This window comes from Pseudomonas sp. AS2.8 (assembly GCF_014190935.1).
Taxonomy (GTDB): Bacteria; Pseudomonadota; Gammaproteobacteria; order Pseudomonadales; family Pseudomonadaceae; genus Chryseomonas.
This window is the reverse complement of record NZ_JACHVV010000001.1, coordinates 400,202-423,667: the sequence shown is the minus strand read 5'-3', so window position 1 is coordinate 423,667 and position 23,466 is coordinate 400,202. Positions and strand designations below refer to the sequence as shown.

The following is a 23,466-nucleotide window of genomic DNA, read 5'->3' as shown; positions in this document are numbered from 1 at the left end:
GTCACGACCTCTGTGTGTTTCCGATACTTTCTTTATCGGTCATGACGCGAAGAACTTGACCCCTTTATCAACCGGATTGGCCGAACCCGCCCACTCAACTCTTGTTGGCGAAGGGCATGGCTGCCAGCTGTTGGGACAGCGAAGACGCAGTGCTCGACAACGACGAGTACAACTGGTCCATAGCGTTATATTGCTTGTAGAGGCGATCCGAGAGTGCGGTCATGCGGGTGTTGAGCGTGGCGGTCTGGGCATCCACGTTCTTCAAGGTGGTGCTCAAGGAGTTCGAACGCTGCTCGAGAATGCCATTGGTCATGGTATAGGGATCGAGCTTACCTTTGAGCCGCGCCGCTATGCCCTGGTCGCCGGTGAAGAAGCCGGACAGGTCACTGAAGTTGGAGCTCACCATCTTGCTCAGCTTGGTGTCGTCGATGGCCAGGGTGCCATCCTTCTGGGTGGTGATGCCCAGGTCGGCCAGCGCCTTGACGGCGCCCGTCCCCTGCATGGTGCCGAGTTCGCTGCGGATGGTGGTTGTGAGACCACGGGCAGTCGCATCCCCCACCAGCGCAGCCGCGATGGGCGAACTGTTATCCCCGACCTTCGTCACCGAGGTCTGGGTCTTGATGACCCCCACAAGCTTGTTGTAAGAGTCGACGAATTTCTGGATGTTGCCCTTGACGCCCGACTCGTCCTGGCTGACGCCGACGGTCATCGGACTGTCCGCCGGGGTGGTGGCCTTGAGGGTAAAACTCAGACCATCGACCGCATTGCTCACCGTGTTCGAGGCGCTGGTGACCTTCAGACCATCAATGTTCATCTGGGCACTCTTGGCTTGCGTGAGTGAGTGGGCAGCTGCGGGATCGGTGGAGTCCTTGTCGCTTGCCGTGTAAGCCAGCTTGGTCAGACTCTGTTTGCCCGAACCGTCATCACCACTCACCGATACCGAGATGTCGTTACCGTCACCGGTCTTGGTGCTGCTCAATACCAGTCGTGAACCCGAGTCGTCATTGACGACACTGGCACTGAGACCCTGGCTCTGTCCGGCCTTGTTGATCGCATCGCGGATGCCACTCAGGGTGTTGTTGGTGGCATCGACCTTGATATCGGCCAGGGCGGTATTACCAACCTTGATGCTTAGCGTGCCCTGGCCGAAGGTGGTGGGAGACGTAGTAGAAGTCGTGCCGTTGCTGCCAGTCGTAGTGGAAGTGGCTGGCACTGACGCCAGGGCCACCTTGCTGCTGCCAGCCAGCTGAGTGACTGCGACCTGATAGCTCCCGACGCTGGCGCTGGTACTAGCCGTTGCCGTGAGATAGTCGCTTTTCGACAGGGTGACGGCCCGCGCCTGGAAACTGGTGGGGCTATTGAGCGTAGTCAGCGCGGTCTGGAATTCGCTGATGGCGCTCTTCAAGGAGCCGATCGCCGTAAGCTGCGCGGTCGCCTTGCTTTGCGTCGCGCTCAACTGATCCTGCTTGGGTGCCTTTTCGGCGGCCACCATCTTGGTGACGATGGAATCGATGTCCAGTCCCGAGCCGCCAATCCCGCTGATACCTGCCATGTCACTATTCCCCTGCCAACGTTACGTCGTCGCCCCTGCGTTCAATCAGTCTGATTCAAGTTCCGCGCCAACTAGGCTTCGGCCTTGAACATCAGGCTGCGCATGTCATCCAGCTGCTTGGCCAGCTTGAGCACTTCCTCACTGGGCATCTGCCGGATGAGCTTGCCGGATTCGCCGTCCAGCACCTTGACCACCACCTCACCGGTGGAGTCATCGATACTGAAATCCAGGTTGCGGTGGTCTTCCTGGAATTTCGACTTCAGCTTCGACAGGGCGCCATCCACATTGCCGTCTTCCGGCTTCTCGGCCTTGTCCCCGTCCGCCTTGCTGGCCTGGGAAACCGGCTTGACGGTGGAGTCCGCCGTGGGCGCCGCAGCGCTGAAGGACGTCGCGGCCGCAGGGCTCGCTTGAGCGCTATAGGGCCTTACCGCTGAAAAACCCGTTGTCTTGACGATGTCCATTGTAATGTCCTCACAACGCATGAAAGGGAGAAGGGGCGTCCCCCTTCTCCCTGCCTAAACCGATCTCTGCCCTTACTGGAGCAGGCTGAGAACCGACTGCGGCAGCTGCTTGGCCTGGGCCAGGATCGCGGTGCCGGCCTGTTGCAGCACCTGGTTCTTCGACAGGTTCGCGGTTTCCGCGGCGTAGTCGGTGTCCTTGATGCGGCTACGGGCGGAGGTGGCGTTCTCCGAGATGTTGGTCAGGTTGCTGATGGTGTTGTCGAAGCGGTTTTGCACCGCACCGAGGTCAGCGCGCTGGGAGTCGATGTTGGCCAGGGCCTGGTCGATCACGGACAAAGCTTTTTGAGCACCGTCGGCGGTGGAGATGTCGACGTTGGAAACCTGGCTGAGCGAGGACTTGTTAGCGCCGAACAATTGGGCGGTGTCACCGGTCATCGCGAAGGTCGTAGGCGAGTCCAGCTTGACGTAACCCATAGCCTGACCGCCGTTGGCCCGAATATCGACCGCAGGAGTGCTGAAGGAACCGTCGGACTTCTGCGAGGAGACGCTAATGGCGCCTGCGGCGTTGCCGGTGTCCTTGCCAAAGGTTACGTTTTCCCCAGTAGCAGAGGTAATCGTCAGCTTCTTGAGTTGATCGTCGTAGTTGGCAGTGACGCCCAGCTTGGCGGCGTTGGCATTGATCTGGTCAGCCATGTCCTTGGTACTGGCTACACCGACCAGATTCAGCGAGTTGCTACCAACGGTCATGGTCATGTTGGCCGCACCACTGGAGATGGTGTCGGTCACAGTCAGCACGGTACGCGCCGAGGCAGCCAGGCCGGGAATCTGGCCATTCATTTTGCCAGCGATGGTCTTGGCAGAGTCGCCTGCGGCGTAGACTACGTCCTGGCTCTTGCCACCGCCCACCAAGGTGACGGTACCACCGGAAGCCAGGGCGTTGCCGCTACCTGCAACGACACTACCCGCGGAGGTGCTGGCACCGGAGCCGACCTGGTTCGAACCCAGCGCAGTAGCCGAGGTGTCCTTCAGGGTGACGTCGATGGTTTCGTAGGCGTTGGCGCCGATCTGGAAGCTGGTGGTGCCGAAGGAGCCGTCCAGCAGCTTGCGGCCACCGAAGGTGGTGGTCTGGGCGATACGGGTCAGTTCGTTCTGCTGCGCGGTCACTTCTTTCTGCAGAGCAGAGCGGTCGGCGTCGCTGTTGGAGCCGTTGGCGGACTGCACGGCCAGGTCGCGAATACGCTGCAGGATGTTGGTGGACTGCTGCATGGCGCCTTCAGCGGTCTGCGACAGGGAGATACCGTCGTTGGCGTTGCGAGTGGCCTGGTTCAAACCGTTGATCTGATTGGTCAGACGGTTGGAGATCTGCAGACCGGCGGCATCGTCCTTGGCGCTGTTGATACGGCTACCAGTGGACAGGCGCTGCATGGAAGTGGCCAGCGAGCTGGACGCGTTCTGCAGGTTGCGCTGGGTGTTCAGGGAAGGGATGTTGGTATTGACGGTAAGTGCCATGGTGGCGTCTCCAGTTGAACCTTGTGTGCCTGAGCATGCGAATGGGACCTGCTTGCTCAGACGCCCCTGTGTTTCGCATTCAAGATATTTATCGGTACCTGCCGTCAAACCTTTAGGATTTTTCCGCGATTTTCTTCAGCAGAAGCTTGACAGGTGGTGACATACCGATTCGTGCATACTGGTTATCGACCGAACCTTTAATTTATTTAGCCCCTTCGCGACGTTCACTCTAGCGGATCGGGTTACAAGGGACGCATCCGCCTACGCACGCACGCCTCACAGCTTCTTGGTAGCGGCAACCCGCTCATATGAGGCCGTGCTCCAGTCAGTCAGGTAACCACGCCGCTCGCCATGACTCGAGATTTCTTCCCTCAAGCATCCAGTCACGATGAATGTGCTGGCGAAGGCTGGCTCCCAATGCGTGGGCTCCCTCGATATCGGCCAGATGGTCACGAATAGCACCTAGCCAGTCTTTATATTTATTGCGTACCAGGGTCACGGGGAGACCGCACCTATAGGGCTCTATATCAGTAGCTACAACCGGGAAACCACAGGCGCCAAGCTCCAACAGCCGCAAATTGCTCTTGCACTCATTGAAGGCGTTGATTTCGAGCGGGGCGATGGCCAGATCCAAATCGAGACTGGCGAGCTTCGCGGGAAAGTCCTCGATTTCGACTCCATAATGGAATTCATGGGGTGGCGCACCCGGTGGGCTCATACCAAGAAACACCCACTCCACCTCGTTGGCCAAGGCCTTCATGACATCCACTACGATCTGCAGATCTCCTGTATGGCTGGTGCCGCCTGCCCAACCGATCCTTGGGCGACCTTTCCGCCACTTGCCTTGTAGTTCCCCCCACCAAGGGACAGGCAATCGATTGGGAACAACGCGAATGTCCGCATTAAATCCGCGCATCGCCTCTGCCAGGGGTTCCGTGGAGACCGTCACTCGATCCGCGATGGATAATCCGTTACGCAAGGCTCTCGCGACCTGGGAAGGCTGAAAAGACTCACGATGTATGCTTTTGAGCGGGAGGTTACCCAGTAGATCGTCCAGGTCGTACACGAGAAAGGACGAGGTATAGCGCTTGATAGCCTGCATTTCCTCGATCTGCGGCTCGGAGAGCTGGCGCTGTACGATGATGCTGTCTGCCTGAATGCGTCCCTGGTTGGCTGCGTGCAAGTAGCGGAACTGCACGTTGGAATCGATCTGCAGGGCGGCTTCCATCGCTCGCTGCGGCTGGATCAACCGGTAGTGACCGCAGCCCCAGCGATCGCCGGGCATGACCTGGATTACCGGCAGCGGACGCCAGGACAGTGGTCGCCATAAGTTTTCGGGTTCGACTTCCACTGCGAAGTCCGCCTTGTCCAGAGCTAGACTTGGGTTATAGGCGGGATCATTGGCCAGGACGGGTAGCCACTGCTCGTAGAGTCTCGACTCGGCTCGCGTCCACGCCGACACCTCTGGGCTCTGCTCCGACTCCCAACCGAGACGGGCGTGGGGCGTCCAGACCACAAGATAGCCGGCCTGACCAACCTTGAGACAGAACTCGACATCGGCGAACGGCTGGGTGGCGAAGGAACCGCAATCAGGGATGGCATGAAATATCTCCGCCCGCACCAATAGACAACGACCGCTCACGGCACTGAAGTTTTGCACCACCTGCTGCCGGTAGAGATAGCCTGCGCGGTCATCGGGTTCACCCAGGAAGAGGCTGCTGGCAGGACCACGCAGTCCGAGTACCAGCCCGGCCATGGCTACTTTGCCCTCACGATCCAGAAGCTTGGCGCCTACCACCCCGACCTCCGGGCGTCGCGCCTGATTGACCAGCTCATCCAGCCAAGAGGCCTTGATGCTGAGACAACCTGCACTGAGCCAGAGCAGGTATTCGCCCTTGGCAGCCCGAGCCAGGGCCTGAGCTCCGTCAGCGGGGATGATCCGCAAATGCTCCAAGCCCAGCGTCACCAGCTCGTCTAGCCAGCAGCCGGTATCGACCGCGACGTTCGAAGGCCGCCCGACAAGGATCTCGTAACGTGGATAGGCGGTGCCTCCCAAGACAGACTCCAGGCAGCGACCCAGCTCTTCGAGCGAACCCCTGGCTTCAATCAAAATGGAAACCAGCGGTTGGTGATCGCTCTGGTAGTGAATACGGCTGACACATGGAAGAGCACCAGTGCTGATCTCCGCCTGCACACCCAGGCGCGCCAAGTGCGCGCGGACGATGCCATGGGTCGCCGCCGGTTCGCACTGTTGCAGCCAGTCGGGAAAGGTCTGTCGCGAATGGTGGAATACTTCGGGTAGATGGGCGATGGCCGTGACACCCTGGCGCTCGACCACCTGCAGCAACACGTCTTGGACCAGTGCCACGCCAGGCGCGGTGACGCTGGATGAGGACGCCAGCAACGCCTCGCGACTCATGGCCAGCAGAGAGCCGGTGTAGGGATAGCTGCGTAGCAGATCGAGATTGAAGCCAGGTCTGAAGATCGGACACTCGAGACCACTATCGGCAAGATGATCTTCGTCGCAATAGCAAGCATGTATGCCACCGGAGACAAGGATACGCTCAGCCAAACGCAACAATGTTTCGGGCTCTAGGTGGCTACCCGCCGGAAGCTTCAGCAACCAGTGCGCCTCACTGCTCGCCAGCGCTTCCTGCCAGTCCGACAGCTCGTTGGCCGAAGCCACCACCAGTGCGGTACTGAAGTTGGGATAATGCTGCTCAGCCAGCGATGCCAGGGTGAAGCTGGCTTCCGTAGGACTGCCGACGATCACTACCAAGAAATGCAGCTGAGCATTTTGGATCAGTGCCTGGCGATAGATTTCAAGGCGCGTCGCGCTGGAGCGCCGATCAGCCAGCCACTGCGCATGGCTCCGATCAACCTCAGCCGCCGTAGGCACCTCACCCGAATCGGTATCAGCATTACAGAACACATTGGCGGGTGAGCCCGTCATCTTGAGACCCCTTACTGGTTAGCCTCTGCTCCAGTCAAGAAATCGGCGGCAGAAGGCGGATGGCCGAGACAAGCAAAAAGCTAACCAAACTCGGAACCCCAGGCTTCCAGGTCGGCACTGCGACACAATCGGAAGGAAAACCCCTGAAGGCCGGCCCTCACCTTGGGGATCTAGGTTGTCAAAGGCCGGCAGCGCAGCCCCTGGTACTACAAAGATAGGCACGTCCGCCAAGGCTCGAGAGTAGAAGGAGGCTAAGCACCTGCCAGTGGCGGGCTAACGTCTCCTAGCCTGGCAACCAGTCTCGTTTCCAACTTCTCAAATTGGCACCCTCCAATAGCCAGTCACGTTGCACGGCTTCTCGCAGCCGCTGCCCCTGGATGAAGGCCGCGTCCAAATCCACCAGATGAGCGCGGATCGCCTCCAGCCATTGCGTCGGCTCGTTGGCGACCCGTTGTACAGGGAGGTCTCCCCGGTATGGCGCGATATCCGATGCAATCACCGGATAGCCACAGGCTCCCATCTCCAATAGGCGCAGGTTGCTCTTACACTCGTTGAAATCGTTCGCCAGCAAGGGCGCAAGCGCGATGTCGAGGTCGAGACCTGCGAGCTTCCCTGGATAATCCTCAATCGGCACGGGAGCGTGGAACTCGTCGATCTTGGCCACTGTGGGCCGGATTCCGAGGAATACCCATTCGACCTCCTGCCCGAGTGTCTGTATCACTTCCTCGATTATCGCCAAATCAAGCCTATGACCAGCGTTGCCGGCAAAACCGATCCGTGGCCGCCCTTGGCGTCGCCGATTACTGACAAGGGAGCCCCAATGGGCAGCGGGAAGCCGGGTAGGTACCACGCGTATGTCGTGATGCCGGCCCTCCAGTCGATTCGCCAGCGCAGGGGTAGAGACGACCACACGATCAACGTTGGCGAGTGCTCTTTCCAAGTCGGCAACGGCTGGTGCCCCAGTCGCCGCTCCCTTACCTGCAGCAGGCGAATCGGCGAGCCAATCGTCCATGTCGTAGATGACAAAGGCGTCCGTGGCCCGCCTTAGGGTCTGCAACGCATCCATTTGCAAGGGCTGGTGCTCACGCTGGACGACCACCACGTCAGCTGCGATACCGGCCAACAGTACGGGCGACTTCGGCCGCTCGGTGATGATGCCCTCGATTTCGAGCGCCTGTTCCAATGCTCGGAAGGGTTGCAGCACACGGTAATAAGCACATCCCGCCGACTGACCTGGTACGATCTGGACGACCGGTAGCGGCCGCCACGCAAGGGGTCGCCAAAGATGCTGCGACTGGGTCTCCAGTTCGAAATCCAGGCCCTCACGGCTGAAGTTACGGTTGTAAGCAGCATCGTCGACCAGCTCCGGCAGCCATTGTTCGTAGAGCCCCGGAGAGACCTCGTCGAGCATGGCCCCACGATACTCCTGTTCCTGCCAAAGCACTTTCGCGTAGGGCGTCCAAACCAGCAGATAGCCGGCCTGCGTAAGTTTCAGGCTCAACTCGACATCAGTGCCTCGCTGCCCCCAGGCGAGGTCAGCCAGGCCATCGATTTCAGCGAGCGCTGCCTTCTTGAGCAGCAGGCATCTTCCGTCTAGGGCGCTGAGATTCTGGGCAACCTGAAGACGATGCAGATAGCCGCCATTCTGATCGGACTCGCCCTTGAACAGGCAATCGGCAGCACCCCGTAGACCCAGTACCAGCCCGGCCGATACGATGCGGTCGTCGGGCCCGACGAGTTTTGCACCCACCGCCGCGACCTCATCACGGCGCCCCTGTGCCAGCAGTTCCAGAAGCCAGTCAGGATCTGTGGCGAGACAGGCCGCGTCGAGCAGCACGAGGTACTCACCGTCCGCCGATTCAATCACCTGGCTCAGCGGTGCGCGTACGACCCGGATCAACGGCTCACCCATCGCCTCGATTTCCATCAACCAGGCGCGCAACTCGGGCTCCGCTTGCGATGACTCCACCAGATGGATCTGGTAATTGACGCCGCGCGTCTGTAATAGGCTTTCCAGGCAGCGAGTGACCTGGGACAGCGGCCCGCGGGCATCTACGAGCAAGGACACCAGGGGGTTGCCTGGCCATACCAGGCGGATGCGGTTGACGAACGGCAGACGACAAGACTCCACCTGAGCGGCCAGGCCCAGCCGTTGAAGATGGGCCTGCACGATGCCGCGTCCGACTGAAGGATCGACTTGCTCGGCCAGCCAAGCTGCATAGCTTTGGCGACTGTGATGGAGGATAGCGGAGAGATGACCAATGGCCGTCACCCCATCCCGCTCAACGCTCTGGAATAGAATATCGGTGAAAATGGCTTCGCCAGTACAGGGCATACTGGGGACCGTAACCAGCAGCGCGTCACGACTCACCAGCAACAGCGAGCCCGTATAGTTGTAGCTGCGGAGCAAGTCCAGATTGAAATCCGGCTTGAACACGGGATTGGCAGGCCCCTGGGCGGTCAGCTCGTCCTGGTCGACGTATAGCGCCTTAAGGCGCGGGTTCAGGGAAATGGCTTCGGCCGCCAGCAGCAGTAGATCGGTCGCTACCTCATCGCCATTGGGTAGCAGCACGAACCATTGGCAACGACTGGCATGTGCCAGCGCCTGCCATGGCGTCAGGTAGTCCGTCGCTTCCGGCAGGAAGGACGCCTGGGTAAGTGGATAGTGCTGCCGCGCCAGACTGGCCAGGGTCCGTTCGTCCTCCCCTGCTCCACCGAACACCACCACCTCGAAGTGCAGCGGCCGCTCTCCCACCACCAGCGCCTGCTCGTACAGGCGCAGCCGGGTACCCTGCAGCGCACGTTCGCCCAGCCACCGCTGATACTGCTGGTTCAGAAGATCAGCGCCCACGTGATGCTCGCTACGTGCCTGGGTGAGTTCGATGAAGCGATCGAGCTGCCGCCAGAAGCCATGTTCGAGCCTCGCATAACGCGCCATGGCATCGGCCAGCCCCCCTTGAGCAACCTCCAGTGCTTGAGGCGCGTCGAACATGGCGAAGCCACCGGAACCTATGTAGCTCTGGTCCAGAAAGGCCTCATCAATGCCTCCCTCCCGCATGAACAGCACCGGACAGCCGCAGAGAATTGCCAGGACACAGGTCATGGACCATTCGTACGTGTAGAGAACCTCAGCGCCTCGGAGCAGCTGCGCCAGCCTGGGCAGGGGAAGCGGCTCGTGCATCGACAATTCCTGGACGTCCAGGGGGAATCGGCTGAAGTCCACCTGATCGAGCGGATAGCGATGGCGATAGAAATAGCGGCCCAGGCGCGTACCGCAACCATTGGCATTGAACAGCACGGTGTTGATGCAAGGGACGTCGAGAAAGCCATCCGCACGCTCGCCGGGATCTCGGACGAGGACCGGGCCGGCATATATCCTCAGGTCGTCGCTGCCTGCCTCCATACCTCGACCGGTCAGGGCACCCTCGAAATTGAGCAGGTAGCGCACCACGACATCTGCGCCAGCCGGGTTACCACTGACCACCTCTGGATAGATAACGATGGGAACCTTGCCCAGTTGTCGATGGCTATCCACCAGGTCCTGGCTCACCCGCGGAGTCTTCAGGTTGGGGTTGACCTGATTGCAGCTCATCACATAGGCATCTCGCCCGTGGATGTTAAGGGTGTGACAGAGGTAATGCAGGCAGGCTACCCCGGCCGAGGTATCGCGGAAATCTGGCGCATAGATGTAATAGGGATGCCCCAGCCCAAGGTGCATTTGGTGGAGCCTGCTGTCTGTCGTTACGCCCGCCATTGATGAGAAACTCATGCGCGGTCCTTCCTAGATTCCACATTGAACAAAGAAAGCGAAGTCGGCCTGTAGAAGCCTGTGACAGCCTCCGTGACTTGCCGTACCTGCTCGTGGGTCAGGTCCGAGAACAAGGGCAGCCTGAGGATGCGATCGGAGATGTCATGGGTGACCGGCAGCTCCCCGGACGCTCGGCCAAAACGTTGGCCGCCGGGAGAGTCGTGCAACGGGACGAAGTGGAACACCGCACTAATACCCAGCGCCTGTAGATGAGCGATCAGCGCCCGCCGCTCTTCGCTGTCCCGGGTGAGAACGAAGAAGATATGGGCATTGGCCGAGGCGTCGCCGCGATAGGTGGGCAGTGTCAGAAACGCATCGCGCTCCAGCGGCAGCAGGGCCTGGTAATAGTATTCGTAAAGCTCCCGACGATGAGCGTTGATCCGCTCGCCATGCTCGAGCTGGGCGAAGAGGAAGGCTGCCGTCAGTTCGCTTGGCAGAAACGATGAACCCATGTCGACCCAGGTGTATTTGTCTACCTCGCCGCGGAAGAAGGCCTTACGATTGGTGCCCTTCTGCCAAATGATCTCGGCGCGCTCGATCAGGCTCTCGTCGTTGATCATCAACGCTCCACCCTCGCCAGCGATGATGTTCTTGGTCTCGTGAAAGCTCAGGCAGCCCATGTCGCCTATGGTACCCAGCGACTGGCCTTCGTTCTTGACGAGGATGGCCTGAGCCGCATCCTCGATCAGCCGTAAGCCATGGCGTACGCAGAGGGCCTTGAGCGTGTACATGGCGCAGGATTGACCAGCGTAATGCACCGCGACGACGGCCTTGGTACGCGGTGTGATGGCTGCCTCGACCAGGCGCTCATCAATGTTGAGGGTATCCGGGCGAATATCCACGAATACCGGTACTGCTCCGCGCAGGACGAAGGCATTGGCTGTAGAGACGAAGGTGAACGAAGGCATGATGACTTCGTCTCCGGGACCGATCCCAGCCAGAATCGCGGTCATCTCCAGAGCCGCCGTGCAGGAGTGAGTCAACAGGACCTTCCGGCAACCGAGCTGCTCTTCAAGCAAGGCCTGGCAGCGCTTGGTGAACTCGCCGTCACCAGCAATGGAACCATTCATTACCGCCTGGGCGATGTAGAACAGCTCCTTGCCCATGATGAATGGCTTCGCGAAGGGGATACGCGCTCGTGACATGAGGTCTCCCAGAATGGAGTAGATCGAATGCCACGAGCGGCGCTAGCGCTCTCGAGCTTCCGACATGGAGTCTGCAATGCCTTCGCTGCAAGAACCGGACCCGCCAGTTTTTCGACGCATAGTGTTCAGCCCTGGCCACTCCGGTAAAGGCGATGCTCCGTGGGCTGGTAGTAGTCATCCAGCGAAGCCACCACCCGAGTGTAGTAGCCCAATAGCTGACGACTGCGTTCTGGCAGGCCGTCTAGCAGAGTGGCGTCCAGGGCACGACAATAATCGATCTGCTGTTTTATCCAGGGACGGGTGAACTGGTGATTGATCGCCAGACGATCACGGCTACTGCGGTTGGTCCCCGCCGCGTGCCACAACGTCGAATCGAACACGATGGCATCGCCGGCGGCACAGATCACAGGCCGCGCCCAACGCCGGCAGAACTCTCCCAAAGGAGCTATCTCGCGCTGATGAGTTGCAGGAACCACTAGGGTCGCGCCATTTTCTGCGGTGAAGGCGTCGATGGCGATCATGACGTTCAGCGATGCCCGATAACCGTTGAGATAGCGCGGGAAGTCCTGATGGAAACGATACTGGAAGACATCCGCGTCAGGCTCGCTGGTAGGCGGCAGCAGCAAGCCATTCTGCAGGTGAAGAATGGCTGTGCTCCCCATGAGTTCATCCACAAGCGTGAGCAGGATGGGCAACTCTAACAGCTCGGTGAAAACCGGATCGAACCTCATCATCAGCCGTAGGACGCCCACTTCCCTGGCTCTTTCCAGGCGAAACCGCCCCACCTCTTCCTCGATTCGATCCCGCACCCTGTAGAGACCTTCGCTCATGCGCGCTAGCAACCGTGGGGGGACCACGGCAGGCACGACAGCGTACCCCTGGGTATCAAGTAGAATCTTGAGCTCGTCGATGTCGAGCGTGCTTGTTTTCATGGGCGATTACTCTTCCAGGCGCGCCAGACCGAACCCGTGACGACCATAGCCGTTACCGTTGTACAGCATGTAGAGGACGCCTTCAGCCGCGAAAACGCAGGGATAGGTCTGGCTCTCACCCTCCCATGCGCCGACCGGTCCAAGCCAATGGAGTCGCTGGTCCAGCCGTTCCCAGTTCGTTCCATCAGCTGATTCGGCATACCCCAGCCGATACCCCTGGGACGACCGAATGGCGTACCAGAGCCGGTACCGGCCCTGAGGGTCGATCAGGACGCAGGGTCGGGAAAGGCCCAGCTCGCCCTCACGCAACGGCAACACCACCGCGCCCGAGCGTTGCCAGGAAAGGCCATCCACCGACTCGGCATACTTGATGACGTGCTGCATGCTTTCTGGCTGGGCTCCCCAGGCGAGGTTCGAGCCGTACCACATACGCCAGCGGGAATGCTGGGCGTCCCACAGCACCCAGGGATAGGAAAGGGAAAAGGGATCAGCTTCGCTGCGGTCGAGAATGGGTACTCGTCCTACCCGCTCGAGGAGATACTCCCCCTGGCCACGGGCGAGCCCGATGAAGTTGCGCCAAGGGACGCTGACACTCAGGTTCCAGCCGACATAAAAGCACCACAGCTCCGCGTCACGGACGACGATATTGCCCAGCGAAACGCCATCCTCGTCAAAATGTCCTTCTCTGCCAGGGAGAAGCACCGGGTGTTCGCTTAACGAGATCACCTCATTTGTGGCAAGCCGCCAGTCCAGCCAGGCAATTCCGGAGCGCCTACGCTCATCACGGAAGTTGAAGTAAATCCGGTACAGGTCGGAATGGGGAAGCTTTATCGCTTGGGGATTGGAGGCATGGCTGAATAGCCAGGAACGCTGCCGATCCGGAACGAACACTGATCCGAGCCGATGCCAGCGCTGTTCACTCATGCTCGACCTTGAAGTAGCGCTTGGCTCCAGCAACATTGGTGGCGGCGACGCCCTTCGCGATCTGATCGGTGGCGACGCTGCGGGTGACCAGCGCACCGGCCCCCACTAGAACATCGTCGGCCAAAGCGACATCATTGACCAACGTTGCATTGACTCCGATGAACTGGTGATCGCCGATCCGGCAATTGCCGGAAATCACTGCCTGGGACGCGACGAACACGTGGTTGCCAATGACCGAATGGTGACCTATGTGGTTACCGCTCCACAGTACGACGTTGTCGCCCAAGGTCACGAACGGTTGCACCGTATTGTTCTCAAAGATGAAGCAATGCTCACCAACTACCACATTACGCCATACAAAAGCATTGGAACTGATATAACTCGCCGCTAGGAAGCCCATGGCCTTGGCTTCTCTATAGAAACGTTCGCGGGTGCGATTCAACTGGCCGTACGTGATGGCAGCGTAGAAGTGAGGCCGGGTAGCAGTATCGGAAAAATATTCGGTCAGCCTATCAAAGGGAATGACCGGCAAACCGAACTTCTCCGAGCTGCGCAAATAGTCCTGATCGACGCTGAACGCAACGACATGGTACGAAGAATCATGAGTAAAGTATTCATAGGCTATATCAGCGAAAAGCCCGTCGCCGATGATGACCAACGGAATCTCCATGCGTCACACCCTTTTATCATTGGTCCGCATTGCCAGAGGGCATCAAATCGCCCCTTCTCACGACTTCCTTACGAGCACCGTAAATTCGTATAGATCATAATCATGAAGCAGCGCGACATTTTTCGCAAAATGCCTCTTGCAATGATCGAAGAAAAACAGCGGGTCACCGTAATAGAGATCGGCGCGCTGACGGTCAAGGTCGGAATAGATGCTGAGGCAATTGAAGGCGAATCCTCGACTACTGTTGCTGTCAAGCTCCTCCAACATGGACAGTACATAGGCATGCCAATCGGTTACGGATGCCGTCTGACGGACGTTGAACACTCCGCTGGCCACCGAGTAGTGGGCAGGTCCTGCACAGGTGCGCTTGACCTCGAACTGGGCATTACCGGCTCCGGGATGAGCGTTCCGCGCTGCTGCGATCATGCCAGCTGAGAGATCGGTACCCCGGTAGCTCAGCGGGATGCTCAATGTGTTCAAATAATCGTAGTAGGCTCCATAGCCGCAGCCCAGGTCATTTAGCGATATCGGCTCCTGCCCGGCTTCGCCAATGATCTTGGCCAACTGATGGAACCTGATCTGCTGCGACTCGTGACCATTCCAGTCCACCCCTCGGGGAGTGGCACCGAACTCACTGATCTTCCTCGAATAATATCTTTCCGTCGCCCCCTCGAGAGCCTGCAGAACCTCAGTCATGCGAGCTCCTTTTGCAAATAAGCGGCAGCGGTTTCTCCAGTATTGAGCAGCAGGTCCAGGATACTGACGGCCGATTCGAACCCACCGTGCAACTGTGCGTATGCTGGATAGCCAGCATAATCAAAATACTCGACGCCTATGTTTCGCCTTTCAAAGAGGTCGTGTTGCAAATAAACCTTGGCAGCGGGACCCGAAATGTAGGTATTGGCTTTCAAGGCTACGCAGAGGTTGACGAGATTCTCGGTACGGCCGGACACGCTTGGAAAACTCGATGAAAAGATCAGTGGCGTAGGGATACCGAGCAAACGACATATGCCGCTGAGCAAAAGCTGGTTGACATCGGAGAGTCGCTCCAGAGGCTGGCATTGGGCATAGAGCTCTTCTAGGCGATTTGCCATAGCCGCAAAGCCCGCAGCTTTGCGATAGCTAGTGCTTATGGTCTGCCAGTGCTTTGCGGACCAGTCGCGGTCACTAACCTCTACATCTTGGATTCTCTGGGTAAAGCGACCACGGTTCTTCACTGGAATACTTAACCAATGCAGCCCCTGTGCAGTCCTGATCAGATTGCGGTTACGCCAATCCCGTCGAGTAAACTGGACATCATCATACAGCACAAATACATCAGCACTTCGGATCAGATCAAAATAGCCGCGCCAAGGAATGTAATTGGACTGGACGATGGCCACCTTCGTCATTAATCGAACCCCATAATAATAAAACAACCTTCTACAGCTATGACAGATAATTGAACAGACTCAACTGCGACACCTTCACGAAACTCTGCTGGGTCGCCTGCAGTACGGTGTTCTGCAGCGCATAGCGTGACAAAGCCTCAGCATAGTCCAGATCCTGGAGGTCCGACTGCACCGACTTGTTGACCAGGCTGACGTCGGCAATGAAGTCGCTGGTGGAGTCGATGACGTTGAGGCGCGCACCGACCTTGCCGCGGATGCCATCAACCTGGGTGTAGGCCGTGTCCAGGTTGCTCAGGGCTACGGCAGCGTTGTCGCGCATCTTATACACGCCCTCGGTGCTGCCATCGCCGTTCTCCAGGGCCTTGCGCAGATCGGATACCACGTTGAGCAGGCTGCGCTTCTCGTTGGAGGTATCGCGGGTGATCTTGAACTCATCGCCGGCAGCGGGAGCGCCGTCCATCTGCACCTTTACCCCGCCATAGCTGATGAACTTGCTGGCTTCCTGGGTGCTGTTGAGGCTATCCGCCTTGAGCTGGCCAGCCGGCGGATTGGCCGGGTCGTAGGCCGCCCATTCGGCAGCGGTAGGCGCCTTGGACAGGTCGTAGATGACGTACTTCTTGTCATCAAGGAAATGGATGCCGACACCATCGGTAGCGGCCGGTGGATTGCTGGCGGGAAAAGTGGAATCGTAGGCTTTCTTGTCATCCACCAGGCCGAGCGAGATCCGCCCGGTACCCGTGTTGCCAGCCACCGGCGTGGTATCCACCCGATTGGCGTTGAAGTTGTTCTCGAAGGCGTCCTTGCCGCTGTCGCTGATGGGCACGAAGGTCGAGCTGGCGATCTGTACGCTGCGCTGGCCTTCATCACCGTTGTAGCTGTAGGTGCCATCGGCGTTGCGCACATAGGGCTGGGTATCGCCCATGGAGCCGGAGAACAGGTACTTGCCGCTGGCATCCTTGCTGTTCATCAGGTTCATCAGCTCGTCTTCGCGCTGACCGACCTCCTTGGCCAGGGACGCGCGATCGGTTGGATCCAGGGCACCGTTGCCGGCCTGGACGGCGATCTCGCGGATGCGCGTCAGCACGGTTTCCACCGAGGTCAGCATGGACTCCTCGGTGTTGAGGCTGTTCTTGGCGGCGGTCATGCCGGTGTTGTACTGACCGTTGAGCGCCTCTTCCTGGCTGATCTGCAACAGCTTGACCGAGGCCACCGGATCGTCCGCCGGAGTCAGGATCTTCTTGCCTGTGCTGATCTCTTCCTGAGTACGGGTGACGCTGCCGTAGTTGTTCTGCAGGCCGCTGATGCCGTTGTTGAATGCCTGGACGGTAGAGATGCGCATGGGCGGTTTCCTTATCTGAAGGCGCCAAGCAGGGTATCGAACAGTGACTGAGCGATCTTGATGACCTGCGCCGAGGCACCGTAGTACTGCTGGAACTGGACGAGTTTGGCGGCTTCCTCGTCGAGGTTGACGGCCGACAGGGAGTCACGATTGTCCTGGGACTGCTTGAGCACGGTTTCGCTGGCGGCCGAATCCACTCGTACCTGGGCGGTCAGGGTACCGACCCGCTCCACCAGGCCGCCGTAGGCATTGTTGTAGGTGGTGCCGGTGTTGCCATAGCCGCCCATGGTGGGCTTGGTCTGCAAGGCCACCAGGTTCAGCGCATTGCGGTTGTCCGAGACCGCGCCCTTGTTGGTGCCCAGGGTGAAGCTGTCACCGGATTGGGGAACGCCGCTGATATTGAAATCGTAGCTGTAGCTGTTGTTGGTGGTCGGGTCGGTGTACTGCAGGCGGAGCGTATTGGTCTGGCCGCTGGTGAGACCGGTCGTCGAAGGCGACACGTAGCTGAGCGTCGCCCCGCTCGGCAGGGTGCCCGCCAACTGGTTGGTGGTGCTGTTGAAGCTCAACTTCAGGCCATCGGTCCCGAAGAGGCGGGTCAGATCCGCCGTGTTGACCGGCGACACCGTGGTGGTCAGCGCCGGCTGGGTGATGGCCCCGGTACCGCGGTTGTTGGTCGTGGCCGCGGCCTTGGCGGTGCCGGCGAAGCCCAGCTGATCGGCCTGGGCCAGATCCACCTTGAGCTGGGAGGCGCCGCGACGCGTCGGCTGCAGGCTGAAGACGTCGCCGGCCTGGGCCTTGGCGAGCTCGGCGGCACTGAACTGCACCTTGAAGCCCTGGTCGTTGCCATTGGCATCCGTCAGCGTCAGGGTGACCGGATCGGTACCGCTCTTGTTGACCGTGAGCGCCGCGTTGTCACTCGCGCGACGCGCCGTGAAGCCGCTGCCGTTGTAGTCGAGGCGGTAGTCGCTGGGCGAGAGCTTGCTGGTATCGGTGATGCTCAGGGTCGCGCTGGCCGAGCCGGTGTTGGACGACCGCCCCATCACCCGCAGGCCGATGCTCTGGCTGTCGTTGATGTCGCCGAACAGTGCCGAACCGGCATTGCCGGACAGGTCCAGGCCCTGTCCCAGCTGCTTGTTGACGGTATCCGCCAGGGTCAGGGACAACTGGCCTAGGCTGTTGTAGGCATGGTCCAGCGCCGTGTCGCGATAGGACAGCAGGCCGCCCATCTCGCCGCCGCTCAGCTGGCTGGTGACGTTCTGCTCGGTCGAGCCGGAGGTCAGGACGATCTGGAAGCGCGAGGGATCGTCGGTGCCGGGCTTGGCCGTCATGCTGGACACGGTATTGCCTACCACCAGCGGCTGGCCGGTGCCGACGAACAGGTTCAGAGCGCCGTCGTCCTGCTCTACCACCTGCAGCCCGACCATGCCGGACAGCTGCTTGATCGCCTGCTCACGGGAATCGATGAGATCGTTGGGCGAACCGCCGGCGGCCTTGGAGCGGGCAATGGCGTCGTTGAGACTGCCGACGCTCTTTGCCAGGGCGTTGACCTGATTGGTCAGCGCCGACAGCTGGTCGTTGATCTGGCCGTTCTGCTTGTCGACCTGGTCGTACAGGGTATTGAACGACTTGGCCATGCCCTGGGCCTGGGCGAGCACGGCCTCCCGCGCCGGGATCGACGAAGGATCCTGGGCAGCGGTCTGCAGGGTGGCAAAGAACTTCTGCATGGCCGGGGTGATACCCGTCGTGCTGTCGGACAGCAGGCCGTCGAGCTGGGAGATCTGGCTCTTGAAGGTCTGCAGCTCGCTGTTCTGGCTGTTAGCCGAGCGCACCTGGTTGGTGAGGAAATCGCTGGCGAGACGGCGTACATCCACCGTCTGGGAGCCGGAACCGACATAACCCGAGCCGTTGAACTGGGCGATGTTGGTCTGCTGGATGGTCTCCTGCCGCGAATAGCCGGGCGTGTTGACGTTGGCGATGTTGTGGCCGGTGGTGGTCAGGGCGTTCTGCGTAGTGCGCAGGCCCGACAGACCAATGGAAAGCAGATCAGCCATGGCTCACCTCAACCGCGGGACGGACTGGTGCCCAGGGAGGCGACCGTCTGATAGGTGTTCATGTTGCGGGCGATCTGGATCACCTTGCGTGCGTATTGCGGATCGGTGGCGTAGCCGGCCTGCTGCAGCCCCTGCATGAAGCGCTCGGAATTACCGTTGGTGGACAGCGCCTTGTCGTAGCGGTCGTTGCTCTGCAGGAAATTCACGTAATCGTGGAAGCTGTCGGCGAAGGAATCATAGGTGCGGAACTTGGCGGTCTCGGTCACCGCCTTGCCGTTGACGAATTCCTGGGTCACCGCCGGGGCGCTGCCGCCGTCCCAGCCGTGGGACTTGATGCCGAACAGGTTGTTGCTGTTGCTGCCGTCGGCCTGCTTGACCATGTGCTTGCCCCAGCCGGTTTCCAGCGCCGCCTGGGCGACCAGGAACTTGGGATCCACGCCCAGGCGCTTCGCAGCGGCTTCGGCCATGGGCATCATGGTGTCGACGAATTCCTGACGGGTACGGAAACGGGTCTTGCCGGTGGCAGCGGCGCTGTCCACATTGGCAACGGCCTCGGTCGCGGCGGCCGGCTTGCTGCCGGGTTGCGTGGCCTGCTGACGCCAGGCGCTCTGGGCGGCCGCGACGTCCTGGAAGCTCTGCTTGAGGGTGGCGCCCTGCTCGGCCGCGCCGGAAATATTGGCGGCGGTACGCTCGGCCAGTCGCCCAGGCAGCGCCAGCCGACGCGAATTCAGCGCGCTGGAATCGTCACGCCCGGACGCTACCGCATTGCTCGGCTTGAGGCCGTGGCTCGCCACGTCGTTGAGCTTGGCGTTGCGGCCGGCGGCCAGCTGGCCTTCGGTGGGCGCGGCCTGGCCGACCTGGGCAAAGGGATTAGGGCGCGCCGACGGCTGGGCGGTCTTGCTCAGCTGACGTTCGAGCACGTTGGCCAGACCGATACCACCGCCATCCCGGGACAGGGAGACGGCCAGCTGCTGGTCGTACATGTCCTGGTACTGCTTGGTGGTCTCGCTGGAAAAGGGGCTGTCCCTGTCCGCCAGCGCCTGGTTGGCGCTGCGCATGGACTTGAGCATCTGGCTCAGGAACAGCGACTCGAATTCGCCGGCGACCTTCTTGACGTTTTCCGAGCTGTCGCGATCCTTACCCTTCATCTGGGCCAACCGATTCAGGTCGGTGAAGGCCCCCGAATCCTTGACGTTGCCGTAGTTGCCACCCAGACGAGATTCCATCGCCCGTTCTCCTTAGATAACGATCAGATCGGCCTGCAAGGCGCCGGCCTGTTTCAACGCTTCGAGAATGGCAACCAGGTCGCTGGGCGCCGCGCCCACCTGATTCACCGCTCTCACGATCTCGTCCAACGTGGTACCCGGACCGAACTTGAACATCGGCTTGGCCTCCTGCTTGGCCTTGACGGTCGACTGGGGAGTCACCACCGTCTGCCCACCCGACAAGGGATTGGGCTGGCTCACCTGGGGGTCTTCGCTGATGGTCACGGTCAGGCTGCCCTGGGTCACCGCCGCCGGCGAGACCTTGACGTTCTGGCCGATGACGATGGTCCCGGTGCGGGAGTTGACGATGACCTTGGCCACCGCCTGCCCCGGATCCACTTCCATGTTCTCCAGGATCGAGATGTAGTCGACGCGCTGGCCAGGATCCACCGGCGCCGTGACACGAATCGATCCGGCATCAACAGCTGATGCAACACCCGCGCCAAGTGTCTCGTTGATCTTGTCGACGATGCGCTTGGCGGTGGTGAAGTCGCTGCGATTGAGGTCCAGCGTGATGCTGTTGCCCTGGTCGAAGCCGCTCGGCACCGGTCGCTCGACGGTGGCGCCATTGGGAATGCGGCCGGACGACGGAACGTTGACGGTAATCTTCGAGCCGTCACGGCCTTCGGCGTCAAAACCCCCGACCACCAGATTGCCCTGGGCGATGGCGTAGATCTGCCCATCGATACCCTTCAGCGGCGAGAGCAGCAGACTGCCGCCTCTCAGGCTCTTGGAGTTGCCGATGGAGGACACCGTGATGTCGATGGTCTGGCCGGGCTTGGAAAAGGCCGGCAGATCGGCATGGATCGACACCGCCGCGACGTTCTTCAGCTGCGCCGTGGTACCCGGCGGCACCTTGATGCCGAACTGGGCCAGCATGTTGTTGAAGGTCTGCACGGTGAAGGGCGTCTGGGTGGTCTGGTCGCCGGTACCGGGCAGCCCCACCACCAGGCCGTAGCCGATCAGCTGGTTGGTCCGCACGCCCTGGATGCTGGCGATGTCCTTGAGCCGATCCGCCTGGGCCAGGGGCATGACCAGGGCCAGGGCGGCAGCGGCGATGAGGGTCTTGAACATGGCGCTCATCCTCAGAAGGGCATCAGCGGGCTGCCGAAGAACTGGCTCAGCCAGCCCGGCTGACTGGCATCGGCGAAGGCGCCGGTGCCCGAATAGGTGATCCGCGCATCGGCCACGCGGGTGGACGATACGGTGTTGTCGGTGGCGATGTCGTCGGCGCGGACCATGCCCTGGATACGCATGAGTTCGTTGCCGGTGTTGAGCGTCAGCCACTTCTCGCCGCGCACCACCAGGATGCCGTTGGGCAGTACCTCGGCGATGGTCACGGTCAGCGAACCGGACAGGCTGTTGCCCTGGGCCGCCGTGGACTTGCCGGTGTTGGAGCGGTTGCCGGAGAAGCCGGCGTCCAGGCTCAGGTCGCCGTCGGCCAGGGGATTGGGGATCTTCGGCTTGGCGCCGAACAGCGAGGTCAGCCCCAGGGTCGCCTTGCTGTTCTTGGCGACGTCGGAACTGGCGTTCTTGCTGGCCTGGGTCTTCTCCTGCAGGGTGACGGTGATGATGTCGCCGATGCGGAAGGCCTTGCGGTCGGTATAGAGATTCTGCTCGAACCCCGACTGGAAGATGGCGCCGTTGTTCTGCGCCGCCGGCACCGGCGTGCGCGGCAGCACCGGGGCGTAATAGGGATCGTCCGGCTTGGCGGCCGGGGCTACGCATCCTGCGAGTACGAGCGCTCCCAGGAGCGGGGCGACGGCGAACAGAGGTTTCATGGAGCGCTTCCTCACAGGAGATTAGAGCTGTTGACTGACGAAGCCGAGCATGTCGTCGGCCGCTTTGATGACCTTGGAATTCATCTCGTAGGCGCGCTGGGTAGTGATCATGTTCACCAGCTCCTCGACGGTGCTCACGTTGGAGTTTTCCAGGGTGCTCTGCAGGACGGTGCCGAGACCGTTGAGGCCCGGGGTGCCGACCTGGGGCGCACCGCTGGAAGCGGTCTCGCTGAACAGGTTCTGGCCCACGGCCTGGAGACCGCCCGGGTTGACGAACTGGGCGATCTGCAGATTGCCAATGACCTGGGGCGCGGCCTGGCCGGCGGTGGTGACCGACACGGTGCCGTCTTCGCCGACGGTGAAGGTCTTGGTATCGGCCGGCAGCACGATGGCGGGCTGCAGGGCGAAGCCGTTGGCGGTGACGAGCTGGCCATCGGCATTCAGGTGGAAGGTACCGTCACGGGTGTAATTGATGGTCCCGTCGGGCATGGTCACCTGGAAAAAACCGTCGCCGTTGATGGCCATGTCCAGCGGCTGGTCGGTGGTCTGCAGCGAACCCTCGGTGAAGTTCTTCTGGGTGCCGACGATGCGCACACCGGTACCCAGTTGCAGGCCGGAGGGCAGCTGGTTGTCCTGGGTGGACTGGGCACCCGGCTGGCGCCGGATCTGGTACAGCAGGTCCTGGAATTCGGCGCGATCGCGCTTGAAGCCCGTGGTGGACACGTTGGCCAGGTTGTTGGAGATGGTGGTGAGGTTCATGTCCTGGGCGGACAGACCGGTCTTGGCGACCCACAGTGACGACATCATGATGGTATTCCTCGAAGTGCCGGTTTTACGTCGGCGCTAGCCTTGATCAGGAGAATTGCAAAACCTTTGCCAGTGCCGCGTCGTTGTCTTCGGCGCTGCGCATCATCTTCACCTGCAGTTCGAACTGGCGGGAAAGCGACAGGATCGAGGTCATCTCCTCCGCCGCATTGACGTTGCTCGACTCGACAAAGCCGGACACCAGGGACACGTTGGCGTCCATGGGCGGCGCTGCCTGGCCCTGCTTCATGTGCAGCAGGCCGTCGAGTCCCTTTTCCATCTGCTTGGTGTCGGGATTGACCAGCTTGATGCGATCGACCTGGGCCAGGGCGTTGGCTGCCTGACCGGAGCCGCGAATGGTGATGCTGCCGTCCTGACCGATTTCCACCTTGGAAGCGGGCGGCACGGCGATGGGTCCGCCATTGCCGAGCACCGGCATACCACTGCCGGTCCGCAGCATGCCGAGGGGATCGATCTGCAGGCTGGAGGTACGTACATAGGCCTCCTTGCCGGAGGGGTCCTGGACCGCGACGAAGCCTGGGCCCTGGATGGCCACGTCCAGGTCACGCCCGGTTTCCTGCAGCGCACCGGGGGTGAAGTCCGTCGCCGGCCGTTCGCTCATGGAATAGACGCGCGACGGCATGGTCTCGCCGAACACCTGCATCGAGCGCGCCTGCTCGAGATCCTTGCGGAATCCCGAGGTCGAGACGTTGGCCAGGTTGTTGGCATGGGCGCGCTGGGCCATTTCGTTCTGGCTGGCGCCGGTCATGGCGACGTACAGCAGCTTGTCCATCTGATCCTCCGACGGCGGCAGATTGCCGCCAAGCTTGCGTTCGGAGGTTCTTTAGCAAGGCCCGTTCCAGAAAACGTAAACCCCACTG

The 23,466-nt window shown here is 60.7% G+C and carries 18 protein-coding genes; all 18 read right to left on the bottom strand.

What is annotated here, in order from left to right; all coding sequences use genetic code 11:
* Positions 1–94: 94 nt before the first annotated feature.
* Positions 95–1,552, bottom strand: coding sequence for a flagellar filament capping protein FliD (fliD, locus tag FHR73_RS01925; protein WP_183629130.1), 1,458 nt, complete (start codon positions 1,550–1,552; stop codon positions 95–97).
* 71 nt (positions 1,553–1,623) lie between these two features.
* Positions 1,624–2,013, bottom strand: coding sequence for a flagellar protein FlaG (locus FHR73_RS22475; RefSeq protein ID WP_260175473.1), 390 nt, complete (start codon positions 2,011–2,013; stop codon positions 1,624–1,626).
* Between the two features lie 72 nt (positions 2,014–2,085).
* Complete coding sequence (locus FHR73_RS01915) at positions 2,086–3,522, bottom strand: flagellin (protein WP_183629128.1); 1,437 nt, start codon at positions 3,520–3,522, stop codon at positions 2,086–2,088.
* A 325-nt stretch (positions 3,523–3,847) separates the two neighbouring features.
* Entirely contained in the window at positions 3,848–6,475 is a 2,628-nt protein-coding gene (locus FHR73_RS01910; protein ID WP_183629126.1) for a hypothetical protein, read from the bottom strand.
* Positions 6,476–6,758: 283 nt separating this feature from the next.
* A complete protein-coding gene (locus FHR73_RS01905) occupies positions 6,759–10,244 on the bottom strand; it encodes a hypothetical protein (protein WP_183629124.1) in 3,486 nt (1,161 codons plus the stop codon).
* Positions 10,241–11,428: a dTDP-4-amino-4,6-dideoxygalactose transaminase gene (gene rffA, locus FHR73_RS01900; RefSeq protein WP_183629122.1), complete on the bottom strand. Its 1,188-nt coding sequence runs from the start codon at positions 11,426–11,428 to the stop codon at positions 10,241–10,243. Before rffA ends, FHR73_RS01905 begins: the two co-directional genes overlap by 4 nt.
* 125 nt (positions 11,429–11,553) lie before the next feature.
* Entirely contained in the window at positions 11,554–12,360 is an 807-nt protein-coding gene (locus FHR73_RS01895; RefSeq protein WP_183629120.1) for a phytanoyl-CoA dioxygenase family protein, read from the bottom strand.
* A gap of 6 nt (positions 12,361–12,366) precedes the next feature.
* Entirely contained in the window at positions 12,367–13,284 is a 918-nt protein-coding gene (locus tag FHR73_RS01890; protein ID WP_183629119.1) for a hypothetical protein, read from the bottom strand.
* Complete coding sequence (locus FHR73_RS01885) at positions 13,277–13,954, bottom strand: acetyltransferase (RefSeq protein ID WP_183629117.1); 678 nt, start codon at positions 13,952–13,954, stop codon at positions 13,277–13,279. Before FHR73_RS01885 ends, FHR73_RS01890 begins: the two co-directional genes overlap by 8 nt.
* A gap of 57 nt (positions 13,955–14,011) precedes the next feature.
* On the bottom strand, positions 14,012–14,650 hold the full coding sequence (locus FHR73_RS01880; RefSeq protein ID WP_183629115.1) for a class I SAM-dependent methyltransferase: 639 nt from the start codon (positions 14,648–14,650) through the stop codon (positions 14,012–14,014).
* Positions 14,647–15,345, bottom strand: coding sequence for a WbqC family protein (locus FHR73_RS01875; RefSeq protein WP_183629114.1), 699 nt, complete (start codon positions 15,343–15,345; stop codon positions 14,647–14,649). The genes FHR73_RS01880 and FHR73_RS01875 overlap by 4 nt, the downstream gene beginning before the upstream one ends.
* A 37-nt stretch (positions 15,346–15,382) precedes the next feature.
* On the bottom strand, positions 15,383–16,684 hold the full coding sequence (gene flgL / locus FHR73_RS01870; protein ID WP_183629112.1) for a flagellar hook-associated protein FlgL: 1,302 nt from the start codon (positions 16,682–16,684) through the stop codon (positions 15,383–15,385).
* Between the two features lie 11 nt (positions 16,685–16,695).
* Positions 16,696–18,735 (bottom strand): flagellar hook-associated protein FlgK, encoded by a 2,040-nt coding sequence (gene flgK, locus FHR73_RS01865; protein ID WP_183629110.1) that lies wholly within the window; start codon positions 18,733–18,735, stop codon positions 16,696–16,698.
* Between the two features lie 8 nt (positions 18,736–18,743).
* A complete protein-coding gene (gene flgJ / locus FHR73_RS01860) occupies positions 18,744–19,961 on the bottom strand; it encodes a flagellar assembly peptidoglycan hydrolase FlgJ (RefSeq protein ID WP_183629108.1) in 1,218 nt (405 codons plus the stop codon).
* 12 nt (positions 19,962–19,973) lie between these two features.
* Positions 19,974–21,074, bottom strand: a complete 1,101-nt coding sequence (locus FHR73_RS01855; RefSeq protein WP_133862454.1) for a flagellar basal body P-ring protein FlgI — start codon at positions 21,072–21,074, stop codon at positions 19,974–19,976.
* Between the two features lie 11 nt (positions 21,075–21,085).
* Entirely contained in the window at positions 21,086–21,781 is a 696-nt protein-coding gene (gene flgH / locus FHR73_RS01850) for a flagellar basal body L-ring protein FlgH (RefSeq protein WP_133862455.1), read from the bottom strand.
* Positions 21,782–21,802: 21 nt separating this feature from the next.
* Positions 21,803–22,588 carry a flagellar basal-body rod protein FlgG gene (flgG, locus tag FHR73_RS01845; RefSeq protein ID WP_027598031.1) on the bottom strand — a complete coding sequence of 262 codons (786 nt, stop codon included), beginning with the start codon at positions 22,586–22,588 and terminating at the stop codon, positions 21,803–21,805.
* Between the two features lie 46 nt (positions 22,589–22,634).
* Positions 22,635–23,378: a flagellar basal body rod protein FlgF gene (locus FHR73_RS01840; RefSeq protein ID WP_027598032.1), complete on the bottom strand. Its 744-nt coding sequence runs from the start codon at positions 23,376–23,378 to the stop codon at positions 22,635–22,637.
* Positions 23,379–23,466: the final 88 nt, after the last annotated feature.

Excerpts from the sequence above, each read along its gene's own strand:
- fliD (WP_183629130.1), bottom strand. The coding sequence starts at position 1,552 with ATGGCAGGTATCAGCGGGATTGGCGGCTCGGGACTGGACATCGATTCC.
- FHR73_RS22475 (WP_260175473.1), bottom strand. The coding sequence starts at position 2,013 with ATGGACATCGTCAAGACAACGGGTTTTTCAGCGGTAAGGCCCTATAGC.
- FHR73_RS01915 (WP_183629128.1), bottom strand. The coding sequence starts at position 3,522 with ATGGCACTTACCGTCAATACCAACATCCCTTCCCTGAACACCCAGCGC.
- FHR73_RS01910 (WP_183629126.1), bottom strand. The coding sequence starts at position 6,475 with ATGACGGGCTCACCCGCCAATGTGTTCTGTAATGCTGATACCGATTCG.
- FHR73_RS01905 (WP_183629124.1), bottom strand. The coding sequence starts at position 10,244 with ATGAGTTTCTCATCAATGGCGGGCGTAACGACAGACAGCAGGCTCCAC.
- rffA (WP_183629122.1), bottom strand. The coding sequence starts at position 11,428 with ATGTCACGAGCGCGTATCCCCTTCGCGAAGCCATTCATCATGGGCAAG.
- FHR73_RS01895 (WP_183629120.1), bottom strand. The coding sequence starts at position 12,360 with ATGAAAACAAGCACGCTCGACATCGACGAGCTCAAGATTCTACTTGAT.
- FHR73_RS01890 (WP_183629119.1), bottom strand. The coding sequence starts at position 13,284 with ATGAGTGAACAGCGCTGGCATCGGCTCGGATCAGTGTTCGTTCCGGAT.
- FHR73_RS01885 (WP_183629117.1), bottom strand. The coding sequence starts at position 13,954 with ATGGAGATTCCGTTGGTCATCATCGGCGACGGGCTTTTCGCTGATATA.
- FHR73_RS01880 (WP_183629115.1), bottom strand. The coding sequence starts at position 14,650 with ATGACTGAGGTTCTGCAGGCTCTCGAGGGGGCGACGGAAAGATATTAT.
- FHR73_RS01875 (WP_183629114.1), bottom strand. The coding sequence starts at position 15,345 with ATGACGAAGGTGGCCATCGTCCAGTCCAATTACATTCCTTGGCGCGGC.
- flgL (WP_183629112.1), bottom strand. The coding sequence starts at position 16,684 with ATGCGCATCTCTACCGTCCAGGCATTCAACAACGGCATCAGCGGCCTG.
- flgK (WP_183629110.1), bottom strand. The coding sequence starts at position 18,735 with ATGGCTGATCTGCTTTCCATTGGTCTGTCGGGCCTGCGCACTACGCAG.
- flgJ (WP_183629108.1), bottom strand. The coding sequence starts at position 19,961 with ATGGAATCTCGTCTGGGTGGCAACTACGGCAACGTCAAGGATTCGGGG.
- FHR73_RS01855 (WP_133862454.1), bottom strand. The coding sequence starts at position 21,074 with ATGTTCAAGACCCTCATCGCCGCTGCCGCCCTGGCCCTGGTCATGCCC.
- flgH (WP_133862455.1), bottom strand. The coding sequence starts at position 21,781 with ATGAAACCTCTGTTCGCCGTCGCCCCGCTCCTGGGAGCGCTCGTACTC.
- flgG (WP_027598031.1), bottom strand. The coding sequence starts at position 22,588 with ATGATGTCGTCACTGTGGGTCGCCAAGACCGGTCTGTCCGCCCAGGAC.
- FHR73_RS01840 (WP_027598032.1), bottom strand. The coding sequence starts at position 23,378 with ATGGACAAGCTGCTGTACGTCGCCATGACCGGCGCCAGCCAGAACGAA.